13 protein-coding genes are annotated in these 20,544 nt (G+C 63.4%); 12 read left to right on the forward strand and 1 reads right to left on the reverse strand.

Annotated elements, in window-relative coordinates; all coding sequences use genetic code 11:
* Window positions 1-172: 172 nt before the first annotated feature.
* The 12 genes from P7C00_RS15470 (at window position 173) to P7C00_RS15525 (ending at window position 20,133) form a co-directional block, all read left to right on the forward strand.
* Window positions 173-1,537, forward strand: a complete 1,365-nt coding sequence (locus tag P7C00_RS15470) for an APC family permease (RefSeq protein ID WP_346632864.1) — start codon at window positions 173-175, stop codon at window positions 1,535-1,537.
* 9 nt (window positions 1,538-1,546) lie between these two features.
* Window positions 1,547-2,647 (forward strand): P1 family peptidase, encoded by a 1,101-nt coding sequence (locus tag P7C00_RS15475; protein ID WP_404939798.1) that lies wholly within the window; start codon window positions 1,547-1,549, stop codon window positions 2,645-2,647.
* A gap of 299 nt (window positions 2,648-2,946) precedes the next feature.
* Complete coding sequence (locus P7C00_RS15480; protein ID WP_346632866.1) at window positions 2,947-4,395, forward strand: serralysin family metalloprotease; 1,449 nt, start codon at window positions 2,947-2,949, stop codon at window positions 4,393-4,395.
* Window positions 4,396-4,488: 93 nt separating this feature from the next.
* The gene (locus P7C00_RS15485; protein WP_346632867.1) at window positions 4,489-4,875 is read left to right on the forward strand and encodes an AprI/Inh family metalloprotease inhibitor; all 387 of its coding nucleotides are present in this window, start codon (window positions 4,489-4,491) and stop codon (window positions 4,873-4,875) included.
* 208 nt (window positions 4,876-5,083) lie between these two features.
* A complete protein-coding gene (locus P7C00_RS15490) occupies window positions 5,084-6,877 on the forward strand; it encodes a type I secretion system permease/ATPase (protein ID WP_346632868.1) in 1,794 nt (597 codons plus the stop codon).
* Between the two features lie 14 nt (window positions 6,878-6,891).
* The gene (locus P7C00_RS15495) at window positions 6,892-8,208 is read left to right on the forward strand and encodes an HlyD family type I secretion periplasmic adaptor subunit (RefSeq protein ID WP_404939994.1); all 1,317 of its coding nucleotides are present in this window, start codon (window positions 6,892-6,894) and stop codon (window positions 8,206-8,208) included.
* Window positions 8,209-8,210: 2 nt separating this feature from the next.
* Complete coding sequence (locus P7C00_RS15500; RefSeq protein ID WP_346632870.1) at window positions 8,211-9,572, forward strand: TolC family outer membrane protein; 1,362 nt, start codon at window positions 8,211-8,213, stop codon at window positions 9,570-9,572.
* Window positions 9,573-9,620: 48 nt separating this feature from the next.
* Window positions 9,621-11,306 (forward strand): polyurethanase, encoded by a 1,686-nt coding sequence (locus P7C00_RS15505; protein ID WP_346632871.1) that lies wholly within the window; start codon window positions 9,621-9,623, stop codon window positions 11,304-11,306.
* 159 nt (window positions 11,307-11,465) lie between these two features.
* Window positions 11,466-14,453, forward strand: a complete 2,988-nt coding sequence (locus tag P7C00_RS15510) for an autotransporter domain-containing protein (protein WP_404939800.1) — start codon at window positions 11,466-11,468, stop codon at window positions 14,451-14,453.
* Between the two features lie 165 nt (window positions 14,454-14,618).
* Window positions 14,619-17,618: an autotransporter domain-containing protein gene (locus tag P7C00_RS15515; RefSeq protein ID WP_404939996.1), complete on the forward strand. Its 3,000-nt coding sequence runs from the start codon at window positions 14,619-14,621 to the stop codon at window positions 17,616-17,618.
* 110 nt (window positions 17,619-17,728) lie between these two features.
* On the forward strand, window positions 17,729-19,582 hold the full coding sequence (locus tag P7C00_RS15520) for a polyurethanase (RefSeq protein WP_346632873.1): 1,854 nt from the start codon (window positions 17,729-17,731) through the stop codon (window positions 19,580-19,582).
* Between the two features lie 170 nt (window positions 19,583-19,752).
* Window positions 19,753-20,133 carry a hypothetical protein gene (locus tag P7C00_RS15525; RefSeq protein ID WP_404939802.1) on the forward strand — a complete coding sequence of 127 codons (381 nt, stop codon included), beginning with the start codon at window positions 19,753-19,755 and terminating at the stop codon, window positions 20,131-20,133.
* A 14-nt stretch (window positions 20,134-20,147) separates the two neighbouring features.
* Here the strand turns inward: P7C00_RS15525 and P7C00_RS15530 are convergent, their stop codons facing one another.
* The gene (locus tag P7C00_RS15530) at window positions 20,148-20,372 is read right to left on the reverse strand and encodes a YgdI/YgdR family lipoprotein (RefSeq protein ID WP_346632875.1); all 225 of its coding nucleotides are present in this window, start codon (window positions 20,370-20,372) and stop codon (window positions 20,148-20,150) included.
* Between the last annotated feature and the right edge of the window lie 172 nt (window positions 20,373-20,544).

Consider the following 20,544-nt stretch of genomic DNA (forward strand, 5'->3'; position numbering starts at 1 on the left):
TAGAACGGTGTCGTCGATTTGCCCATTGCCGTCAAGGGGAGTACTCCAATAGGGGAATTGGTCGCAGCCATGTGACTGCCTAGAGTAGCTCCCAGCAAGTGCGTCCCAGAGCGCACCCGCCCGATGGATTTCGTTTCTGCCTCAGACCAACAATAAACACGAGGATAACGATATGAGCTCTCCCTCCGCGCCCGACGGCGCGCTGAAACCAACCCTGAGTGTGTTCGATGTGGTGGCTATCACTGTCTCCGGTGTGACCCCCGCCAGTTCCGTGTTCGTGATTGCGCCCTTTGCCATCCACCAGGCCGGCAGCGGGGTGTTCCTGGCGTTCGTCATGGCCGGGTTGCTGGCATTGATGTTTGCCTTTTGCTACGCCGAGCTGGGTCGGGCCCATAACAGTGCCGGCGGTGAGTACGTCTACGCCAAGCGCGTGTTTGGCGGCATGGCCGGTTATGCCACCTTCCTCACGGTGCTGGTGATGCTGCTGTTCATCCCTCCGGTGCTGGCCACTGGCGCCGCCACCTATTTGAACAACGCCCTGGGTACGCACTTCGACTCTCAGACCGTAGCCCTGGTGATAGTGGTCTGCAGCTATCTGCTGGGCATTCTCAACATCAAGCTCAACGCCTGGATCACCGGTACTTGCCTGTTGCTGGAGGTAGCGGCGTTGCTGGTGATTGTCTGGCTGGGCTTTGGCAATGCCACGCAACCGGTGAGCATTCTCCTGCAGCCGCAGATCGTCGATCACGGTGCGCTGCAGATGGCGCCCTGGGCCCTGGTGATCGGTGCGGTGGGCATCGGCCTGTTTTCCTACAACGGCTACGGGCCGGCGGTGCTGCTGGCCGAAGACATGAAGTGCAAGGGGCGCGGCGTGCACAAGGCGGTGCTGTGGTCCCTGGTGCTGGTGGTGATCATCGAACTGGTGCCGCTCACTGCGCTGCTGATCGGCGCCCCGTCCCTGAGCGCGATGCTGGCCAGCCCAGATCCCATCGGCTACCTACTCACCAGCCATGGCAATGAAACCCTCGCCAGGGTCGTCAGTGGCGGGATCTTCCTGTCGGTGTTCAACGCCATTGTCGCCATCGTCATCCAGATCGGTCGCGTTGTGTTCAGCAGCGGCCGCGACGCCCTGTGGACGCCCACCGTCAACCGCCTGTTCACGCGGATCCATCCACGCTGGGACTCGCCATGGCTGGCTACGTTGTTCCTGGCGATTCCTTCGGCAGTACTCAGTTTTAGCTCGAATCTGGCGGACCTCACGTCCTTCAGCGTGTTGCTGATCATGCTGGTGTACCTGATCGTTGCCCTCAGCGCGCTGATGAGCCGGGTGCTGCTGCGCGACCGCGAGCATCCCTATCGCATGCCCCTGTGGCCTTTGCCGGCACTGCTGGCGGTGGTCGGCGCGGGGTATCTGCTGATCAATCTGTTCCTCGAGGCTTCCCTGCGGGACATCATGGTGATTATCGGGCTGCTGGCGCTGTCGGTGATTCTCTATGGCACCAATGGCCGGTACAGCCCGGCGTTCCAGAAATTGTAAGGAGTGGTTATGCGAGCACGTCAATTGGGCATCAGCCTGGGGCTGGGGTCACCAGGCCCGTTCAATGCGATCACCGACGTACCTGGGGTACGGGTGGGGCACAGCACCCTGAAAACCACCGTGGGCGGCAAGCAGGTGCGCACCGGGGTCACTCTGGTCCAGCCCCGGGCCGGGCATGCACGGCAGCAGCCCTGTTTCGCTGGTTGTCATGTCCTCAACGGCAATGGCGATGCCACGGGGCTGGAGTGGATTCGCGAGGCGGGCACCCTGACCACGCCGCTGGCGATTACCAATACCCACAGTGTCGGCGTGGTGCGCGACACCCTGATCGCCCTGGAGCGCGAGGCTCTGGCGGACCCCGCCGTTTACTGGTGCATGCCGGTGGTAATGGAAACCTACGACGGCCTGCTGAACGACATCTGGGGTCAGCATGTGGGAGCGCAACAGGTGCGCGAGGCCATGGCCTGCGCCGAATCCGGGCCGGTAGCCGAAGGCGCGGTGGGAGGCGGCACCGGGATGATCTGCCACGAGTTCAAGGGTGGGATCGGCACCGCATCCCGAAGGCTGGCGGCAGAGCAGGGCGGCTACACCGTCGGCGCCCTGGTCCAGGCCAACCACGGCAAGCGTGAAGAACTGCGGGTGGACGGTTACCCGGTGGGGCGTCGTCTGGGTGGGATTGCCTCACCTTTTGCCGAGCGCGGCACCCCGGGCATGGGCTCGATCGTGGTGATCCTGGCCACCGATGCGCCGTTGCTGCCCCATCAATGCCAGCGCCTGGCTCAGCGTGCCTCCATCGGCATTGCCCGCACGGGCGGCGGCACCGAAGATTCCAGTGGCGATATCTTCCTGGCCTTTGCCACGGGAAACCGGGACTTGCCCGCTGCGGATTATGGGCGCAAGGACCTGGCGTTCACCGCACCTCTGGCGATGCTCAACAACGATCACATCTCGCCACTGTTCAGCGCAGCGGCCGAGGCCGTTGAGGAAGCCATCATCAACGCCCTGTTGGCAGCCGAGCCGATGACCAGTGCCGACGGGGTGCAAGTACCGGCGCTGACCCCGCAAGTATTGAGGGACGCATTGGAACTAACTGGTTGGAACATGAAATAACTAACTAAAAAGTGCGACCCAGTTGGCATAACTGTCTATATGGATATTTAATAATTAAATTGTAGATTGTCGGACAATGCCTGCCGTTAATCGGCTGGAAAAGAATCTTTTGACTGCGCAGTCATTGTTTGCGGGAGTTTGTCGGAACAGTGGAATTTGACGTCAAAAAATGAGTGGACGCCTGATTTCAAATTGTGTCAGCTTTCTTTCGCCTGCTTAGGGCGAGTGATAGGACGATCTCGCCAGGGATTGTCGCTATCTGACAAAAACTGTTCCATTGATTACAAGGAAGTGTGTTTATGTCGAAAGTAACAGAGAGTGCTATTGCATCTGCCGAACAGCAACTCGTGCCACTGGCCGCAGCAAGTTCGGCGTATAACCAGATCAATAGCTTTAGCCACCAATACGACCGTGGCGGCAATCTCACGGTCAATGGCAAACCTTCGTTCTCGGTCGATCAGGCCGCCACGCAATTGCTGCGTGACGGCGCTGCCTATAAGGACCTGAACGGTAACGGCAAGATCGATCTGACCTATACCTTCCTGACCTCGGCCTCCTCGAGCACCCTGTACAAGCATGGTATCTCCGGGTTCAGCCAGTTCAGTGCCCAGCAGAAGGCCCAAGCAGTGCTGGCCATGCAATCCTGGGCCGATGTGGCCAACGTCGTGTTTACCGAGAAAGCCTCGGGTGGCGACGCCCACATGACCTTCGGCAACTACAGCGGTGGCCAGGACGGTGCGGCGGCCTTCGCCTACCTGCCGGGCACCGGTGCCGGTTATGACGGCACCTCCTGGTACCTGACCAACAGCAGCTACACCCAGAACAAGAACCCTGACCTGAACAACTATGGCCGTCAGACCCTGACCCATGAGATCGGTCACACCCTTGGCCTGGCTCACCCTGGCGACTACAACGCCGGCGAAGGCAATCCAACCTACAAGGACGCCACCTACGGGCAGGACACCCGCGGTTACAGCGTCATGAGCTACTGGAGTGAAAGCAATACCGGCCAGAACTTCAGCAAGGGCGGGGTCGAGGCCTATTCGTCCGGTCCGCTGATGGACGATATTGCGGCCATCCAGAAGCTCTACGGGGCCAACTACGGCACCCGTGCCGGTGATACCACCTACGGCTTCAACTCCAATACCGGGCGCGACTTCTACAGCGCCAGTTCGTCTGCGGACAAGCTGGTGTTCTCGGTGTGGGACGGTGGCGGCAACGATACCCTGGACTTCTCCGGGTTCACCCAGAACCAGAAGATCAACCTCAATGAAGCCTCATTCTCCGACGTTGGCGGCATGGTTGGTAACGTTTCCATCGCCCAGGGCGTGACCGTGGAGAACGCCATCGGCGGTTCGGGCAACGACCTGCTGATCGGCAACAACGCTGCCAACGAGCTCAAGGGCGGTGCCGGCAACGACATCATCTACGGTGGCGGTGGCGCCGATAAGCTCTGGGGCGGTTCGGGCTCGGACACCTTCGTGTTCGGTGCCAGCTCGGACTCCAAGCCGGGTGCGGCCGACCAGATCATGGATTTTGTCAGCGGCCTGGACAAGATCGATCTGACCGGTATCACCAAGGGGGCGGGCCTGCATTTCGTCAACGCCTTCACCGGTGCGGCGGGTGACGCCATCCTCACCACCTCCGGGGGCGTCAGCACCCTGTCCGTGGACTTCTCCGGGCACGGCGTGGCGGACTTCCTGGTCAGCACCGTTGGCCAGGCAGCCGTCAGCGACATCGTGGCCTGAGTGAAGTAGGCGGAGGGCGGCGCCGATGCGCTGCCTTCCGTTCTTGCATTGGCCCCGGGGCTGAGCGAGTCTACCGGGCGGACGGAGCACCCTATGACCCCACACACCTTGAGTTGCAAGGCGGCCACCTGGCTGCTGGCGACGCTGACGATCTTTTATGGAGCACTCACTATGGCAAGCAGCCTGCGCTTGGCGGACCCCTCGGAATTGGTTGGACACTGGCAACTGCAGCAAGCGGCGGAGCCTGCCAAGGGCTGCACCCTGGACCTTCTGCAGAACGCTGCTCTGGGCGATGGCGCCGAGTGCCTGTCGAAATGGATAGGTGAGGCCGCGGTGGGCTGGTTTCCGGAGCCCGATGGCATTGCCATCACTGGGCGCGAAGGGTCGAAAGTGATCTTTTTCAGCCGCCAGAAAGACGGGCTCTATGAGGCGCGCCTGAAAAGTGACGGCCTGATTGTTTTGCAGCGTGCCGCTAATTAAAGGCTAAGAATGTTCGTCTGATAATGGGCGGCCATTACATTGCCATTCTCTTGATCGGCAGGAACATGTTCGGGCTGCTGTTGAATACAGCTGTCCGAATTGTCCGTGTCCGCAGGCTTTATTAACTAAGAGAGGCATCTGTTAGTTATGCACTATATTGGTTCTTCGCTATCGCGCGTGGATTAACGGCTCGGGGAATTTGTTAAAAATGGTGAAGAACACTCATCCTGCTCCACTGTTCAAGGCACTGGGCGAATATAAGGGCATCCTGATCAGTGTCGGCTGTTTCACCGCGTTGATTAATGTGCTGATGCTGGTGCCCTCCATCTATATGTTGCAAGTCTACGATCGGGTGCTGTCTTCGCAGAATGAGACCACTCTGGTGATGCTGTCCCTGATGGTCGTGGGCTTTTTCCTGTTTATCGGGCTGCTGGAAGTGGTGCGCAGCTTTATCGTCATCCGCATCGGCAGCCAGCTGGAGCGCCGCTTCAACCTGCGGGTCTACCAGGCGGCCTTCGAGCGCAACCTGTCCCGTGGCGAAGGCCATGCCGGCCAGTCACTGGGCGATCTGACCCATATCCGCCAGTTCCTTACCGGGCCGGCGCTGTTCGCCTTCTTCGACGCCCCCTGGTTTCCCATCTACCTGCTGGTGATCTATGCCTTCAACGTCTGGCTCGGAGTGTTCGCCACAGTGGGCGCGGTGTTGCTGATCGGCTTGGCGTATCTGAACGAAGCCATGACCAAGAAGCCCCTGGCCGAAGCCAGCGGTTTTTCGCAGCGGTCCACCCAACTGGCTACCAGTCATTTGCACAATGCCGAGACGATCCAGGCGATGGGCATGCTCGGGGCCTTGCGCAAGCGCTGGTTCGCGGTGCACTCGCGCTTTCTCGGCTTGCAGAATGAGGCCAGCGACACAGGTTCGGTGATCAGTTCCCTGAGCAAGACCCTGCGCCTGTGCCTGCAGTCCCTGGTGCTGGGCCTGGGTGCATTGCTGGTGATCAAGGGCGACATGACCGCGGGGATGATGATCGCCGGGTCGATCCTCATGGGCCGGGTCCTGAGTCCCATCGACCAGTTGATCGCGGTATGGAAGCAATGGAGTTCGGCCAAGCTGGCCTATGGTCGGCTGGACGCGCTACTGCGGGAGTTCCCGCCCAGTGACAGCGCCATGTCGTTGCCGGCGCCCAAGGGCCAGGTGAGTTTCGAGCAGGTCAGCGCCGGTCCTCCTGGGCGCCGGGCGGCGACCCTGCAGCAGGTGACCTTCAGCATCAATGCCGGTGAAGTGCTCGGGGTGCTGGGGGCCTCCGGTTCCGGCAAGTCGACCCTGGCTCGGGTTCTGGTGGGCGTCTGGCCGACCCTGGCCGGTACGGTGCGCCTGGACGGCGCCGACATTCATCGCTGGAATCGCGACGAGCTCGGCCCTTATATCGGCTACTTGCCCCAGGACATCGAGCTCTTCACCGGCAGCATCGCCGAGAACATCGCGCGCTTTCGCCAGGCCGACCCGGAGCAGGTGGTTCAGGCCGCGCAGCTGGCCGGGGTGCACGAGTTGATCCTGCGCTTGCCCCAGGGCTACGACACCGTGCTTGGCGATGACGGCAGCGGCCTGTCCGGTGGCCAGAAACAACGGGTGGCCCTGGCCCGGGCCTTGTATGGCAATCCCAGCCTGGTGGTGCTCGACGAACCCAACTCCAACCTCGACACCGTGGGCGAGAGTGCCTTGGCGGCAGCCATTGCCCAGCTCAAGGCCCGGGGCACCAGCGTGGTCCTGGTGACCCATCGCTCGTCGGTGCTGGCCCTGGCCGACAAGCTGCTGGTGCTCAATGAAGGTCGCCTGCAGGCCTTTGGCCCCAGCCAGGAAGTGCTCAAGGCGTTGGCCGGTACCCAGCAGCCCCAGCAACCCCAACCCCAGGAACCGGCCAGACCCGCCGCTGCGGCCGCTCCCGGTGGTTTGAGCATGAGTCGCCAGTATCAGGCTCCGACACGGAATAAAGGCGCATGAGCAAGGACAGCAACATGATGATCGAAGAGGGTTACGCGCCGGAACGGGTCGAGCGTGATGCGGGCTTTTTTGCCCGCATGGGCTGGATTCTGGCCCTGGTGGGCGCCGGCAGTTTTTTCGTCTGGGCAGCCCTGGCTCCCCTGGATCAGGGAATTCCCGTGCAAGGCACGGTGGTGGTGTCCGGCAAGCGCAAGGCGGTGCAGTCCATGAGTAGCGGGGTGGTCAGCCGGATTCTGGTGCGTGAAGGTGAAAGTGTGAAGCAGGGCCAGCCGCTGTTCCGCCTGGATCAGACCCAGGTGGCGGCGGACGTGCAGTCGCTGCAGGCCCAGTACCGCATGGCCATGGCCAGCCTGGCGCGCTGGCGCAGTGAACGCGACAACCTCAAACAGGTGGACTTCCCGCCGCAGCTGAGCAGCAGCGACGATCCACGTCTGGCCCTGGTGCTGGAAGGCCAGCGCCAACTGTTCAGCAGCCGCCGTGAGGCGTTCTTCCGTGAGCAGGCGGGCATCCGCGCCAATATCGAAGGCGCCACCGCGCAACTGGCCGGCATGCGTCGGGCCCGCACCGACCTGGGCAACCAGGCCGAGTCCCTGCGTCAGCAGTTGAGCAACCTGCAACCTCTGGCGGACAACGGCTACATCCCGCGCAACCGCTTGTTGGAATACCAGCGCCAGTTGTCCCAGGTGCAACAGGAACTGGCGCAGAACACCGGTGAAAGCGGGCGGGTCGAGCAGGGCATTCTCGAGTCCCGGCTCAAGCTGCAACAGCACAGCGAGGAGTACCAGAAAGAGGTCCGCAGCCAATTGGCCGAAGCCCAGCTCAAGACCCAGACCCTGGAGCAGCAACTGACCTCCGCCGGTTTCGACTTGCAGCACAGCGAAATCATCGCCACTGCCGACGGCATCGCGGTCAACCTTGGGGTGCACACCGAAGGCGCCGTGGTGCGCCAGGGTGAAACCCTGCTGGAGATCGTGCCCCAGGGCACGCACCTGGAAGTGGAAGGGCGGTTGCCGGTAAACCTGGTGGACAAGGTCGGCACCCATCTGCCGGTGGACATTCTGTTCACCGCCTTCAACCAGAGTCGTACCCCACGGGTGCCTGGGGAAGTCAGTCTGATTTCCGCCGACCAGATGGTCGACGAGAAGACCGGTATGCCGTACTACGTGCTGCGCAGCAGCGTCAGCGACCAGGCCATGGAAAAGCTCAACGGCCTGGTGATCAAGCCCGGGATGCCGGCGGAAATGTTCGTGCGCACAGGTGAACGTTCACTGCTCAATTACCTGTTCAAGCCTCTGCTCGACCGGGCCGGCTCTGCATTGACCGAAGAATAAGGATGTCGCGTTGTATGAGTAAGCTTTCCATTCTCGCGGCGGCCCTGGCGCTGTTCGCCTGCCAGACGGCCCAGGCCATGGGTCCGTTCCAGATCTACGAGCAGGCCCTGCGCAACGATCCGGTGTTTCTCGGCGCCATCAAGGAGCGCGACGCCGGCCTGGAAAATCGGGCAATAGGCCGTGCCGGGCTGTTGCCCAAGGTGGGCTACAGCTACAACAAGGGCCATAACAACTCCAAGGTCAGCTACCTGGACACCGTGCGCGGCACCGTCACCGAAAAACGCAACTACGACAGCTACGGCTCGTCCCTGACCCTGCAGCAGCCGCTGATCGACTACGAGGCCTATGCCAACTATCGCAAGGGCGTGGCCCAGGCGCTGTTCGCCGACGAGAACTTTCGCGGCAAGAGCCAGGAGTTGCTGGTGCGGGTGCTGAGCTATTACACCAAGGCGCTGTTCGCCCAGGACCAGATCGACATTGCCCAGGCGAAGAAAAAGGCCTTCGAGCAACAGTTCCAGCAAAACCAGCACATGTTCCAGCAGGGCGAGGGCACCCGCACCGATATCCTCGAAGCCGAATCGCGCTACGAGCTGGCCACCGCCGAGGAGATCGAAGCCCGGGACGAACAGGACGCCGCCCTGCGTGAACTGGGGGCACTGATCGGCGAACCCGCTATCGATGTCCGTGACCTGGACCCCTTGCAGGAGAACTTCCAGTCGTTCTCCCTGACGCCTGCCAACTACGACACCTGGCACGAGATGGCCCTGAGCAACAACCCGGTGCTGGCCTCCCAGCGCCAGCGGGTCGAAGTGGCTCGCTACGAGGTCGAGCGCAACCGCGCCGGGCACCTGCCCAAGCTCAGCGCCTACGCCACCCTGCGCCAGAACGAGTCGGAAAGCGGCAATACCTATAACCAGCGCTATGACACCAACACCATCGGCATCGAAGTCAGCGTGCCGCTGTACGCCGGTGGCGGTGTCTCGGCGTCGACCCGCCAGGCCAGTCGCTCCATGGAGCAGGCCGAGTACGAGCTGGACGGCAAGACCCGCGAGACCCTGATTGAACTCCGCCGGCAATTCAGTGCCTGTCTATCGGGGGTGAACAAGTTGCGGGCCTACCAGAAAGCCCTGACCTCGGCCGAGGCCCTGGTGATTTCGACCAAGCAGAGCATTCTTGGCGGCGAGCGCGTCAACCTCGATGCCCTCAATGCCGAGCAACAGCTCTACACTACCCGGCGTGACCTGGCCCAGGCCCGCTACGACTACCTGATGGCGTGGACCAAGTTGCATTACTACGCAGGAACCTTGCGAGAAGAAGATCTGGCCAGAGTCGATGAAGCCTTTGGCCAGCGCACAGTGCGTTAGGCTGCCCGAGACCGGACCTGACGGCACTGAAATAACAAGGAGAAAGGAATGAGCATCTTCGACTACAAAAACGCCCTTGGCAGTGCCGGCAAAGCCCAGTACAGCGATGCCATCACGCTGGCCCTGTATGCCTCGTCGCCCACCGGTGAAGCCCTGCCGGGCACCTCATGGCGGCCGATCAACGCCTCCCAACTGGGCTACCAGGGCAATATCAGCGCCCAGGGCACCATTTCCGGCGAACAGTCTTCGGTCAGCGACGCTCAGGTGGAGATCCTGGGCAAGTACGACGCCGCCGGTCAATTGCTGTCCATCGGCATCAGCTTCCGCGGCACCGAGAGCCTGGCAGATGTGGTGAATGACTTGCAGGCGGCCTTTGTCCCGGGCTTTGCCGACAACTACAGCCGCTTGGCCTTCGACAATCTACTGGGCAAGGTTGCCGCCTTCGCGGCTGCCCAGGGCTTGAGCGGCAGTGATGTGCTGGTCACCGGGCACAGTCTCGGCGGTTTAGCGGTCAACAGCCTGGCGGCCATGAGCGCAGAGCATTGGGGCGGCTTCTTCAAGGACGCCAGCTATCTGGCCTTTGCCTCGCCGACCCAGAGCGCCGACAACCAGCAGGTGTTGAATATCGGTTATGAAAACGACCCGGTGTTCCGCGCGCTGGACGGCACCCATTTCAACGCCTCGTCCCTGGGCACCCATGACCGGCCACAGGAGTCGGCCACCAACAACATCGTCAGCTTTACCGATCACTATTCGTCGTTGTTCGGCAAGCTGGTGCCCCAGAGCATCCTCAACCCCTGGTCCTGGTCGGCCCATAGCGCGGTGGACTACGCCGGTGGGCTCAACCGCCTGATCAATTCGGATTTCTATGACCTGACCAGCCGCGATTCGACGGTGGTGATTTCCAACCTGTCCGAGGGCAAGCGCGACAAGGTCTGGGTCAAGGACCTCAATCTTTACGCCGACAAGCACAGCGGCAGCACCTTTATCATCGGAACCCAGAGCAACGACCTGCTGCACGGTGGCAAGGGCAACGATTACCTCGATGGCGGTGCCGGTGATGATCGTTTCCGCGACGACGGTGGCTACAACATCATCCATGGTGGTTCGGGTCACAACGTTCTGGAGTTGCAGCAGCCGCTGAAGAACTTCTCCATTGCCAATGACGGTGACGGCACCTTGTACATCCGCGATGCCTACGGTGGCATCAGCATGACCCGGGACGTTGGCGCCCTGGTCAGCCACGAGGCCGGGAGCTGGTGGCAACTGTTCGGCAAGGACGTCAGCTACAACGTCACCGCCGACGGCCTGCAAAACGGCAACCAGTGGACCGCCTACAACCACTCCCTCAATGGCGATGCCTATGGCAATGCCCTGGTGGCCAGCGTCAATGGCGATTGGCTGTTCGGCCATGGCGGTGACGACCTGCTGAGCAGCGACAAGGCCAACGTGACCTTCGTCGGCGGTGCCGGCAACGACGTCATGCACTCCAGCGGAGGCGGCAGCAACACGTTCCTGTTCAGCGGCAACTTCGGCCTCGACCTGATCCACGGCTACCAGAGCAGCGACAAGCTGGTGTTCATGGGCGTGCCCGGCATCGATGCCCATTACGACTACAGCCAGCACCTGTCCCAGAGCGGCAATGACACCTTGCTCAAGGTGGGCGACTACTCGGTGACCCTGGTGGGAATCGGCATGGAGGGGGTCAACGGTTCAGGCATCGTGTTTGCCTGATTCACCCTCGGCCGGGGGCGCGCAGGATTCGCTCCCCCGGGCTTTGCGGACGTTGAACTCAAGGAGGCAGTCGGGGTGGCTCCCCTGAAGTAGCCGGCAACAAGCTGATCCGTCCCGGATGGACGATCGAACAACAACAAAAAACGAGAAGTCATCAACATGGATGTGAGATGTCATCAGCTCAAGAGGCTGGCGGGCACTGTGTGCCTGGCGTTTGCCGCAAGCCTGCCGTTGGCGGCCCTGGGCGCCTATCGGGAAGCCGGCCGTTCGGGCGACGCTGCCAGTTGGCATTCCGCCGAATACCTGCAGGACTGGGGCCTGGCGCGCATGCAGGCGAGCCAGGCCTACGCCGCCGGTATCAGCGGCGCCGGGGTGCGGATCGGTGCCCTGGATTCGGGGTTCGATGCCAGCCATCCCGAGGCCAGCCCCGATCGCTACCACCCGGTCACTGCCGACGGCCATTACCTGGATGGCAGCCTGTTCAGCGTTTCCGGGGTGCTCAACAGCGCCAACGACAGCCATGGCACCCATGTCACTGGCACCCTGGGCGCCGCGCGTGATGGCAGCGGTATGCACGGCGTGGCGTTCAATGCCCAGGTGTACGTAGGCAACACCGACCATAACGACAGCTTCCTCTTTGGCCCGGGCCCCGATCCCCGCTACTTCAAGGCGGTGTACGGCGCGCTGGCGGACGCTGGTGTGCGGGCCATCAACAACAGTTGGGGCAGCCAGCCCAAGGATGTCAGCTACCAGACCCTGGGCGATCTGCATGCCGCCTATGCCCAGCATTTCCAGCAGGACACCTGGCTCGATGCGGCTGCCGAGGTCTCCCGGCATGGCGTGATCAATGTGTTCAGCGCCGGCAACAGTGGCTATGCCAATGCCAGCGTACGGGCCGCGTTGCCGTACTTTCAGCCGGATCTGGAAGGTCACTGGCTGGCGGTGTCGGGGTTGGACAAGAACAACCAGCAGAAATACAACCAGTGCGGGATCGCCAAGTACTGGTGCCTGGCGACGCCGGGGGCTGCCATCACCAGCACTGTGCCCGGCGGCTATGCCACCTACAACGGCACCTCGATGGCCGCCCCCCATGCCACCGGCGCCCTGGCCCTGGTCATGGAGCGCTACCCCTACCTGGACAACCAGCAGGCCCTGCAGGTGCTGTTGACCACCGCGCGCCAGCTCGACGGCGCCTTGACCCAGGGCCCCAACAATCAGGTGGGCTGGGGCGTGCCAGACCTGGGCCGGGCCATGCACGGGCCGGGGCAACTGCTCGGCGAATTCAACGTCAACCTCGGTGCCGGACAGGGTGATCGCTGGCGCAACGGCATCTCCGATCAGGCCCTGGCCCAGCGGCAGGTGGAGGACCGCGCCGAGCACTTGGCGTGGCAGCAAACCTTGAAGGATCGGGGCTGGGAACAAGGCTTGGGGACGGGGGCCAGCCAGCAGGATCGGACCGACTACGCCCTGGGCCAGGCCCGTGATGCGGCGGCCGGGCAGCGGGTGTACCAGGGCAGCCTGATCAAGTCCGGGGCCGGCTGGCTGGTGCTCGATGGCGACAGCAGCTATCGCGGTCCGACCCGGGTTGACGGTGGCTTGCTGGCGGTCAACGGCCACTTGCAGTCGACGGTCACGGTCAATGCCGGAGGCACCCTGGGTGGTTCCGGGCAAGTGGCCGGGCTGACCGCCAACGCCGGCGCGATTGTGGCCCCGGGCAACTCCATTGGCACTTTGCACGTGGCCGGCAATCTGGACTTTCAGCCCGGCTCCCGCTACGTGGTGGAGCTGTCGCCCGAGGCCAGTGACCGGATTGTCGCCACGGGCCAGGCCAGCCTCAGTGGCGCCCAGCTGAGCCTGGTGCCACAGCGCCCAGGCAACCTGTTCGGCGCCGGGCCGGTGCCGAGCCTGATCGGCCGTCAGTTCGACATCCTGCAAGCGGCGGGCGGGGTGCTTGGGCATTTTGCCGAGGGCGCGGCCGTTTCGCCGTTCCTGGGCAGTGTTCTCGATTATTCGGCCAGTGCCGTGCAACTGGCCGTGGTGCGCAGTACGACGACCTTCGCCAGTGTCGGCGCCACACCCAACCAGCGCGCCAGCGGTGCTGCGCTGGAGCGTCTGGGGCCAGGCCATCCGCTCTATGAAAGCCTGCTGCTGTTGCCTTCGGCAGCCCAGGCCCGGGGTGCACTGGAGCAACTGTCCGGGGAGGTCTATCCGGCCCTGGGCGCGATGCTGATCAACCAGGGCTCGGTGCTGCGCGAGGCCTTCGGGGAACGCATGCAACGCGCCGGGCAGGATGTCGCGGCAGCTGAAGATCAATCGGCCAGTCTGTGGATCAAGGGCCTGGGAGCCTGGGGGCGCAACGCCGGCGGCCAGGACCACTCGGCCTACACCAGCTCCCTGGGCGGCGTGCTGCTGGGGATCGAGCGCGATCTCGGCTCGCCGCAGACCCGGGTGGGCCTGGCGGGAGGCTACAGCGACAGTTCATTGCACATGGGCACCGGCAGCCGCGACAAGGCCCAGGTCGACAGCTATCACCTGGGCGCCTATGTCCGGCATGACCTGGACGCCCTGCGCCTGAGCCTGGGCGTCAGCCAGAGCTGGCATCGCGCCCAGGTGCGGCGCGAGTTGGCCTATGGCGAGGTGTCCGCCCGGGACAAAGCCCGGGTGGCGGCCCGCAGCCAGCAGCTGTTGGCCGAGGCGGCTTACGCCGTGCCCCTGCAACCGCTGGTGCTGGAGCCTTTCGTCAACCTGGCCTACCAGCACCTGGACCGCGATGCCTTCCATGAGCAAGGCGACGCGGCGGCTTTGCACGCAGATGCTGACCAGCGCGATGCCTGGCTTGGCACACTCGGGCTGCGAGGGCGCCGGCAGTTGCAACTGAGCGCCCGCCAGACCCTGGAGCTGTCGGCGAGCCTGGGCTGGCAGCGGCGCCTGAGTGGCAGGCAGTCCCGCGAACACCTGGCCTTTGCCGGCACTGACAGCGAGTTTCGGGTGAGCAGCACGCCGGCGTTGCGCGATGCCGCCCTGGTGGGGGCTGGAGCGCGCCTGGCGCTGGCCCGGGACCTGGACCTGAGCCTGGAATACCAGGGCCAGTGGGCCAGTCGCGAGCAACACAATGGCGTCGGACTCAACCTCGAATGGCGTTTCTGAGGCGTCATTCGGGCGGGCGGCGGGCATGGAGCCCGCCAAGGCAATTTCGCAACACAACTAAGGAAGGTCGTAGTGAAGCAAGTCAAACGCAAGGATGGCGCTGTGCTTGGGCAGGACCGGGGCTGGTTGCCCCTCGCTCCGGCATTGTTGGGCTGGGTGGCGCTGATGGGCACGGCCCAGGCGGCGCCTTATGTGGAGAGCGGCCGTCGGGGCGATGCCGCCAGCTGGCGCAGCACCGAGTTCAAGGCCGATTGGGGCCTGGGGGCGATTCATGCCGACAGCGCCTATGCCGCCGGCTACAGCGGCAAGGGCGTCAAGCTGGGGATCTTCGACCAGCCGGTGTATGCCCAACATCCGGAGTTCGCCAGCCCGGGCAAGGTGGTGACCCTGGTCACCAGCGGTACTCGTCAATACACCGATCCCTATATCCCGGTGAAGGCCGGCGATACCTTCGTCTATGACGGCCGCCCTTCGGTGGGCTCGGACGGCAAGCTGGGGTCCCATGGCACCCACGTCGGCGGGATAGCCGCCGGCAACCGCGATGGCGGAGCGATGCACGGGGTGGCCTTCGATGCCCAGATCATCAGCGCCGACAACGGCGATCCCGGCCCGGAGGACGGCATCATCCTCGGTAACGATGGTGCGGTGTACAAGGCCGGCTGGGACGGCCTGGTGGCCAGTGGTGCGCGGATCATCAACAACAGCTGGGGCATCGGCATCACCGATCGCTTCAGCAAGGGCGGGCGCGATCCGGCGTTCCCGCACTTCACCCTGGACGATGCCCGGGCGCAGTTCGCGCAGATCCAGCCATTGCTGGGCAGCTTGCCGGGCGGTGCCTACGACGGGGCGATCGCCGCGGCCCGCAGCGGGGTGCTGACGATTTTCGCCGCCGGCAACGATTACAACCTGAACAACCCCGACGCTATTGCCGGGCTGGCCTACTTCGTTCCGCAGATTGCCCCCAACTGGCTGACCGTGGCGGCGTTGCAGCAGAACCCCGACACCGGCAGCGCCGATCCCTATGTCATCAGTACCTTTTCTTCCCGCTGCGGTTACACCGCGAGCTTTTGCGTGTCGGCCCCCGGCACCCGGATCTACAGCTCGGTGATCGGCGGCACCAGCCTGGAGAACATGACCCTGGGCTACGCCAACAAGAACGGCACGTCCATGGCTGCGCCCCATGCGGCTGGCGCCGCGGCGGTACTGATGGAGCGTTTCCCCTACATGAGCGCGGCACAGGTCGCCAGCGTCCTGCGCACCACGGCCACCGACCTGGGCGCTCCGGGCATCGATGCCTTGTACGGCTGGGGGATGATCGATCTGGGCAAAGGGATTCGCGGGCCCGGGATGCTGGTGACCGAAGCGGATATCCCTGAGGAGTTCCGCATCCAGGGCGGCTACGGTTCGACCCAGTTCGTCGCCGACCTGCCGGGCTATGGCGCGCTGCTGGATGCCGGCAAGCCGACCCAGCGGCGCTGCAATGACATCAGCTGTGTGCTGGATATCTGGAGCAATGACATCAGTGGCCACGGTGGCCTGACCAAGCAGGGCGTCGGCACCCTGGTGCTCAGCGGCGCCAACACCTACGCCGGGCCGACCCTGGTCAATCAGGGGCGGCTGGCGGTCAACGGCTCGCTGCTGTCGGCGGTGACGGTGAACGCCGGCGGCATCCTTGGCGGCACAGGCCGCGTGGGCGCACTGACCGCCAACGCGGGCGCGATTGTGGCCCCGGGCAACTCCATCGGCACCTTGCATGTCAGCTCCGATGTGAACTTCCTCCCGGGTTCGACCTACGCGGTGGAGGTGTCCCCCAGCGGCAGTGACCGGATTGTCAGCGATGGCCAGGCAACCCTCGGTGGGGCCAGCCTGGCCCTGGAACTGGAAAACCCCGGGCTGTCCCTCAATGCACAACGGGTCCCGAGCCTGGTGGGGCGGCAGCTGGATATCCTGCAGGCCGCCAATGGCGTGCAGGGCAGCTTCGGCCCGGTGCTGTCCAACTCGCTGTTTCTGGGGGGCAACCTCGGTTACAGCGCCGGCGGTGTACAGCTGGCGGTGGCGCGCAATGCCACGTCGTTCAGCAGCATCGGCCTGACCGCCAACCAGCGCTCGGTGGCCGGCGCCGCAGAGCAACTGGGGGCGGGCAACCCGGTGTATGAAAGCCTGCTGCTGGCCGCCAGCGCGGCCAGTGCTCAAGAGGCCTTCGAGCAACTGTCCGGGGAGATTCATCCGGCCGTGGGCAGCCAGTTGCTCAACGACAACCGCTACCTGCGTGAAGCGATGGGGGAGCGGGTACGCCAGCAGGGCGGGGTCGCAATCCCGAGCGTCGAGGGCGGCGAGCAGGGGGTGTGGCTCAAGACCCTGGGCGCCTGGGGCAAGGCCGACGCCGGCCAGGATCGAGCGGGCTATACCAGCTCCATCGGCGGCCTGCTGGCCGGTGTCGACGGGCAAGTGGACCCCAGTACTCGTCTGGGCGTGTTCACCGGCTACAGCGACAGCTCACTGAGCATGGGCGATGGCCGGCATTCTTCGGCCAGCATCGACAGCTACCACCTGGGTGCCTACGCCGGACGGGAGCTTGCACAACTGTGCCTGAGCCTGGGCGGTTCCTACAGCTGGCACCGGATCGCGACCCGGCGCGAGCTGCAATATGACGAGGTTGCCGATCGCCAGAAGAGCAAGCGTGACGCCCGCAGCATGCAGCTGTTCGGCGAGGCGGCGTGGCACCTGGATCTGCAGCCCATGGCCCTGGAACCCTTTGCCAGCCTGGCTTATGTGCATGTGGACAGCGACCGTTTCAAGGAACACGGCGGCGCCACGGCACTCAAGGGCGATAGCGACAATCGCGAGGCCTGGCTCTCGACCCTGGGCATGCGTGCCGGCAAGCAGTTGCAACTGTCTTCCGGGCAGACTGTGGACCTGTCCGCTACCCTCGGCTGGCAGCACAATCTGAGCGCCACCGGGGCCGATCAGCATCTGGCGTTTGCCGAGGGTGGACAAAGCTACAAGGTGCAGAGCCTGTCACTGGACCGCGATGCGGCGGTCGTCGGTGCGCGGGCGGGCATTGCCCTGGGTCGACAGACCCGGGTCAATCTGGATTACAACGGGTTGCTGGGCAGTCGGGACCGGAACCATGGGGTCGGCTTGACCCTGGACTGGACTTTCTAAGACCCAGGCAACGGATGTGCAAGGTGTTGTACAGGTCCTCCGGTCCCGGAAACGGGGCCTGCGAGGGCCTGAGCTTTCTCTGACAATTCCAACAATAGAGAGGCAATACCATGGGTGTCTTTGACTACAAGAACTTCACCGCAGCCGACTCCAAAGCGCTGTTTTCCGATGCGCTGGCGATCACGCTGTATTCCTATCACAACCTCGACAACGGCTTTGCCGTGGGGTACCAGCACAACGGCTTCGGCCTTGGCCTGCCGGCGACACTGATCACCGCGCTGATCGGCAGCAGCGATTCCCAGGGGGTCATCCCCGGCATTCCCTGGAACCCGGATTCGGAACAGGCCGCCAAGGACGCGTTGCACCAGGCCGGGTGGTCCACCCTCAGTGCCCAGCAACTGGGCTACAGCGGCAAGGTGGATGCCCGGGGCACATTCTTCGGCGAGAAGGACGGCTACGGCACGGCCCAGGTGGAGATCCTCGGCAAGTACGATGCCCAGGGCCATTTGAGTTCCATCGGTATCGCCTTTCGCGGCACCAGCGGTCCCCGGGAGTCGGTGATCGGCGACACCATCGGCGATGTCATCAGTGACCTGCTGGCCGCCCTGGGACCCAAGGACTATGCGAAGAACTATGCCGCTGAAGCCTTCGGCAAGCTGTTCGGGGATGTGGCGGCCTTTGCCCAGGCCAACGGTCTGTCGGGCAAGGACATCCTGGTCAGTGGTCACAGCCTGGGCGGGCTGGGGGTCAACAGCCTGGCGGACCTGAGTGCCGATCGCTGGTCCGGGTTCTACAAGGATGCCAACTACATCGCCTATGCCTCGCCGACCCAGAGCACCAGCGACAAGGTGTTGAACATCGGTTATGAAAACGACCCGGTGTTCCGTGCCCTGGACGGTTACAGCTTCAACCTGTCGTCCCTGGGGGTGCACGACGCCCATCAGGACTCGGCCACCAACAACATCGTCAACTTCAACGACCATTACGCCTCGAGCCTGTGGAACGTGCTGCCGTTCTCGATCCTCAACATCCCCACCTGGATCTCTCACCTGCCCACCGGCTACGGCGATGGGCTGACCCGGGTGCTGCAATCGCAGTTCTATGACTTCACCAGCAAGGACTCGACCATTGTCGTCGCCAACCTGTCGGACCCGGCCCGGGGCAGCACCTGGGTCCAGGATCTGAACCGCAACGCCGAAACCCACAAGGGCAGCACCTTCATCATCGGCAGCGACGGTAACGACCTGATCCAGGGCGGTGGAGGCAACGATTATCTGGAAGGCCGCGACGGCAACGACACCTTCCGTGATGACGGCGGCTACAACATCATCCTCGGCGGCAAGGGCAGCAATACCCTGGACCTGCAGCACTCGGTGAAGGACTACAGCTTCGTCAGCGACGGCGCTGGGACCCTGTACGTGCGCGACGCCAGCGGCGGGATCAGCATGACCCGCGACATCGGCGCCATTCAAAGCAAGGAGCCGGGGTTTCTCTGGGGTCTGTTCAAGGATGACGTGTTCCATCAGGTCACTGACCAGGGGCTGAAGGTGGGCGGCCAGCTGACCCAGTACGCGTCTGCGGTCAAGGGCGACGGCGGTGACAATCTGCTCAAGGCCCATGCCGCCGGCGATTGGCTGTTCGGCCTGGACGGCAACGATCACCTGATCGGCGGCAAGGGCAACGACGTCTTCGTCGGCGGCGCCGGCAATGATCTGCTGGAGTCGGGTGGGGGCAATGACACCTTCCTGTTCACCGGCCATTTCGGCCAGGACCGCATCCTCGGTTACCAGAGCGGCGACAAGCTGGTGTTCATGGGGGTGAGCGGCGTGCTGCCGGGCCAGGACTATCGGGCCCACGCCAGCAGCAGCGGCAATGACACCGTCCTGACCTTCGGCCACGACTCGGTGACCCTGGTGGGCGTCAGCCTCGCGCACCTCAACGGCTCGGGCATCACCATCGCCTGATGGACCTGCAGCGCGGGGCTTGCAACGGGCTCCGCGCTGACTTGGCAAGAAAAATCGTGACCTGTCGGTCGGTTGGCGACTCAAATACCTGTAAAACCCAAGCCTGGTCATGCGTTACCCAAGGTATTGAGCAGTAATCGATTCAAGGAAAAGGCAGGAGAGTTTTGACAGTGAGTAATAGCAAGAGGTGTGCGAGCGGTCTGGTGCTGGCCCTGTGGGCGTTCATGGCATCGGCCGAGGAGCTGCCTCACAGCTCGATTTTGAAACGTTACGGGGTGACCCCGGATCAATTGCCGGCAGGCCTGCCGGCGCCACCCGAAAAGCAGGAACCGGCCCCCAGCCGCTTCAATCTGCAGCCGGAGCAGCCCTTTGCCAATCTGCGTCTGGGGGATGGCAAGGCGCCGGAGAGTACGGGCAACATCAGTATCGATAACGCCGAAGCTCGGGAGCGGCAGCGCTGCCAGCAAGTGCGTGACGAGCTGTCAAAGCGCGGCAAGGCGCTGGGGATTTTCTGCGAGCCGGGGCAGGGCCCCTTTCCCTGGTCGCACTGAGTCACACGGCTGAGTCATTTTTCCTGGCGGACGGTGGCCACATCGTCCGCCTTGACCCGGATGGTCTTGCCGGAAATATCCTGGAATTCGTAGAAGCCATCAGCGGTTTTGGTCTTGGGCTGGTCCCGGGTCAGGTACTGAGTACCGTTCTGCAAGGTCACCACGGTGGGTGAGGCGCAGCCGGCCAGGGCCAGGGCGGCGACACCGGCCAGGAGCAATCCCAGGTTCTTCACGTTCATACAGACCTCTCATCGGTAGGGGGCATCCGTGTTGCGTCGGACACTATAAGCATGGCCCCTTGGTGTAGCGAAGACGACGAAAGTTCGCCAGGGCAGCGGAAAAATCTTCTTCCCGCCATTTATCCAATAGTGTTTGCCAGACCGGGGCGTCGGCTGTTATCTGTACGCATAA

It is taken from the genome of Pseudomonas sp. JDS08PS003, assembly GCF_045013505.1.
GTDB classification, from domain to species: domain Bacteria; phylum Pseudomonadota; class Gammaproteobacteria; order Pseudomonadales; family Pseudomonadaceae; genus Aquipseudomonas; species Aquipseudomonas protegens_B.

Bases quoted from the DNA above. Each gene is read 5' to 3' on its own strand.
- P7C00_RS15470 (WP_346632864.1), top strand. From the start codon at position 173: ATGAGCTCTCCCTCCGCGCCCGACGGCGCGCTGAAACCAACCCTGAGT.
- P7C00_RS15475 (WP_404939798.1), top strand. From the start codon at position 1,547: ATGCGAGCACGTCAATTGGGCATCAGCCTGGGGCTGGGGTCACCAGGC.
- P7C00_RS15480 (WP_346632866.1), top strand. From the start codon at position 2,947: ATGTCGAAAGTAACAGAGAGTGCTATTGCATCTGCCGAACAGCAACTC.
- P7C00_RS15485 (WP_346632867.1), top strand. From the start codon at position 4,489: ATGACCCCACACACCTTGAGTTGCAAGGCGGCCACCTGGCTGCTGGCG.
- P7C00_RS15490 (WP_346632868.1), top strand. From the start codon at position 5,084: ATGGTGAAGAACACTCATCCTGCTCCACTGTTCAAGGCACTGGGCGAA.
- P7C00_RS15495 (WP_404939994.1), top strand. From the start codon at position 6,892: ATGATGATCGAAGAGGGTTACGCGCCGGAACGGGTCGAGCGTGATGCG.
- P7C00_RS15500 (WP_346632870.1), top strand. From the start codon at position 8,211: ATGTCGCGTTGTATGAGTAAGCTTTCCATTCTCGCGGCGGCCCTGGCG.
- P7C00_RS15505 (WP_346632871.1), top strand. From the start codon at position 9,621: ATGAGCATCTTCGACTACAAAAACGCCCTTGGCAGTGCCGGCAAAGCC.
- P7C00_RS15510 (WP_404939800.1), top strand. From the start codon at position 11,466: ATGGATGTGAGATGTCATCAGCTCAAGAGGCTGGCGGGCACTGTGTGC.
- P7C00_RS15515 (WP_404939996.1), top strand. From the start codon at position 14,619: ATGGGCACGGCCCAGGCGGCGCCTTATGTGGAGAGCGGCCGTCGGGGC.
- P7C00_RS15520 (WP_346632873.1), top strand. From the start codon at position 17,729: ATGGGTGTCTTTGACTACAAGAACTTCACCGCAGCCGACTCCAAAGCG.
- P7C00_RS15530 (WP_346632875.1), bottom strand. From the start codon at position 20,372: ATGAACGTGAAGAACCTGGGATTGCTCCTGGCCGGTGTCGCCGCCCTG.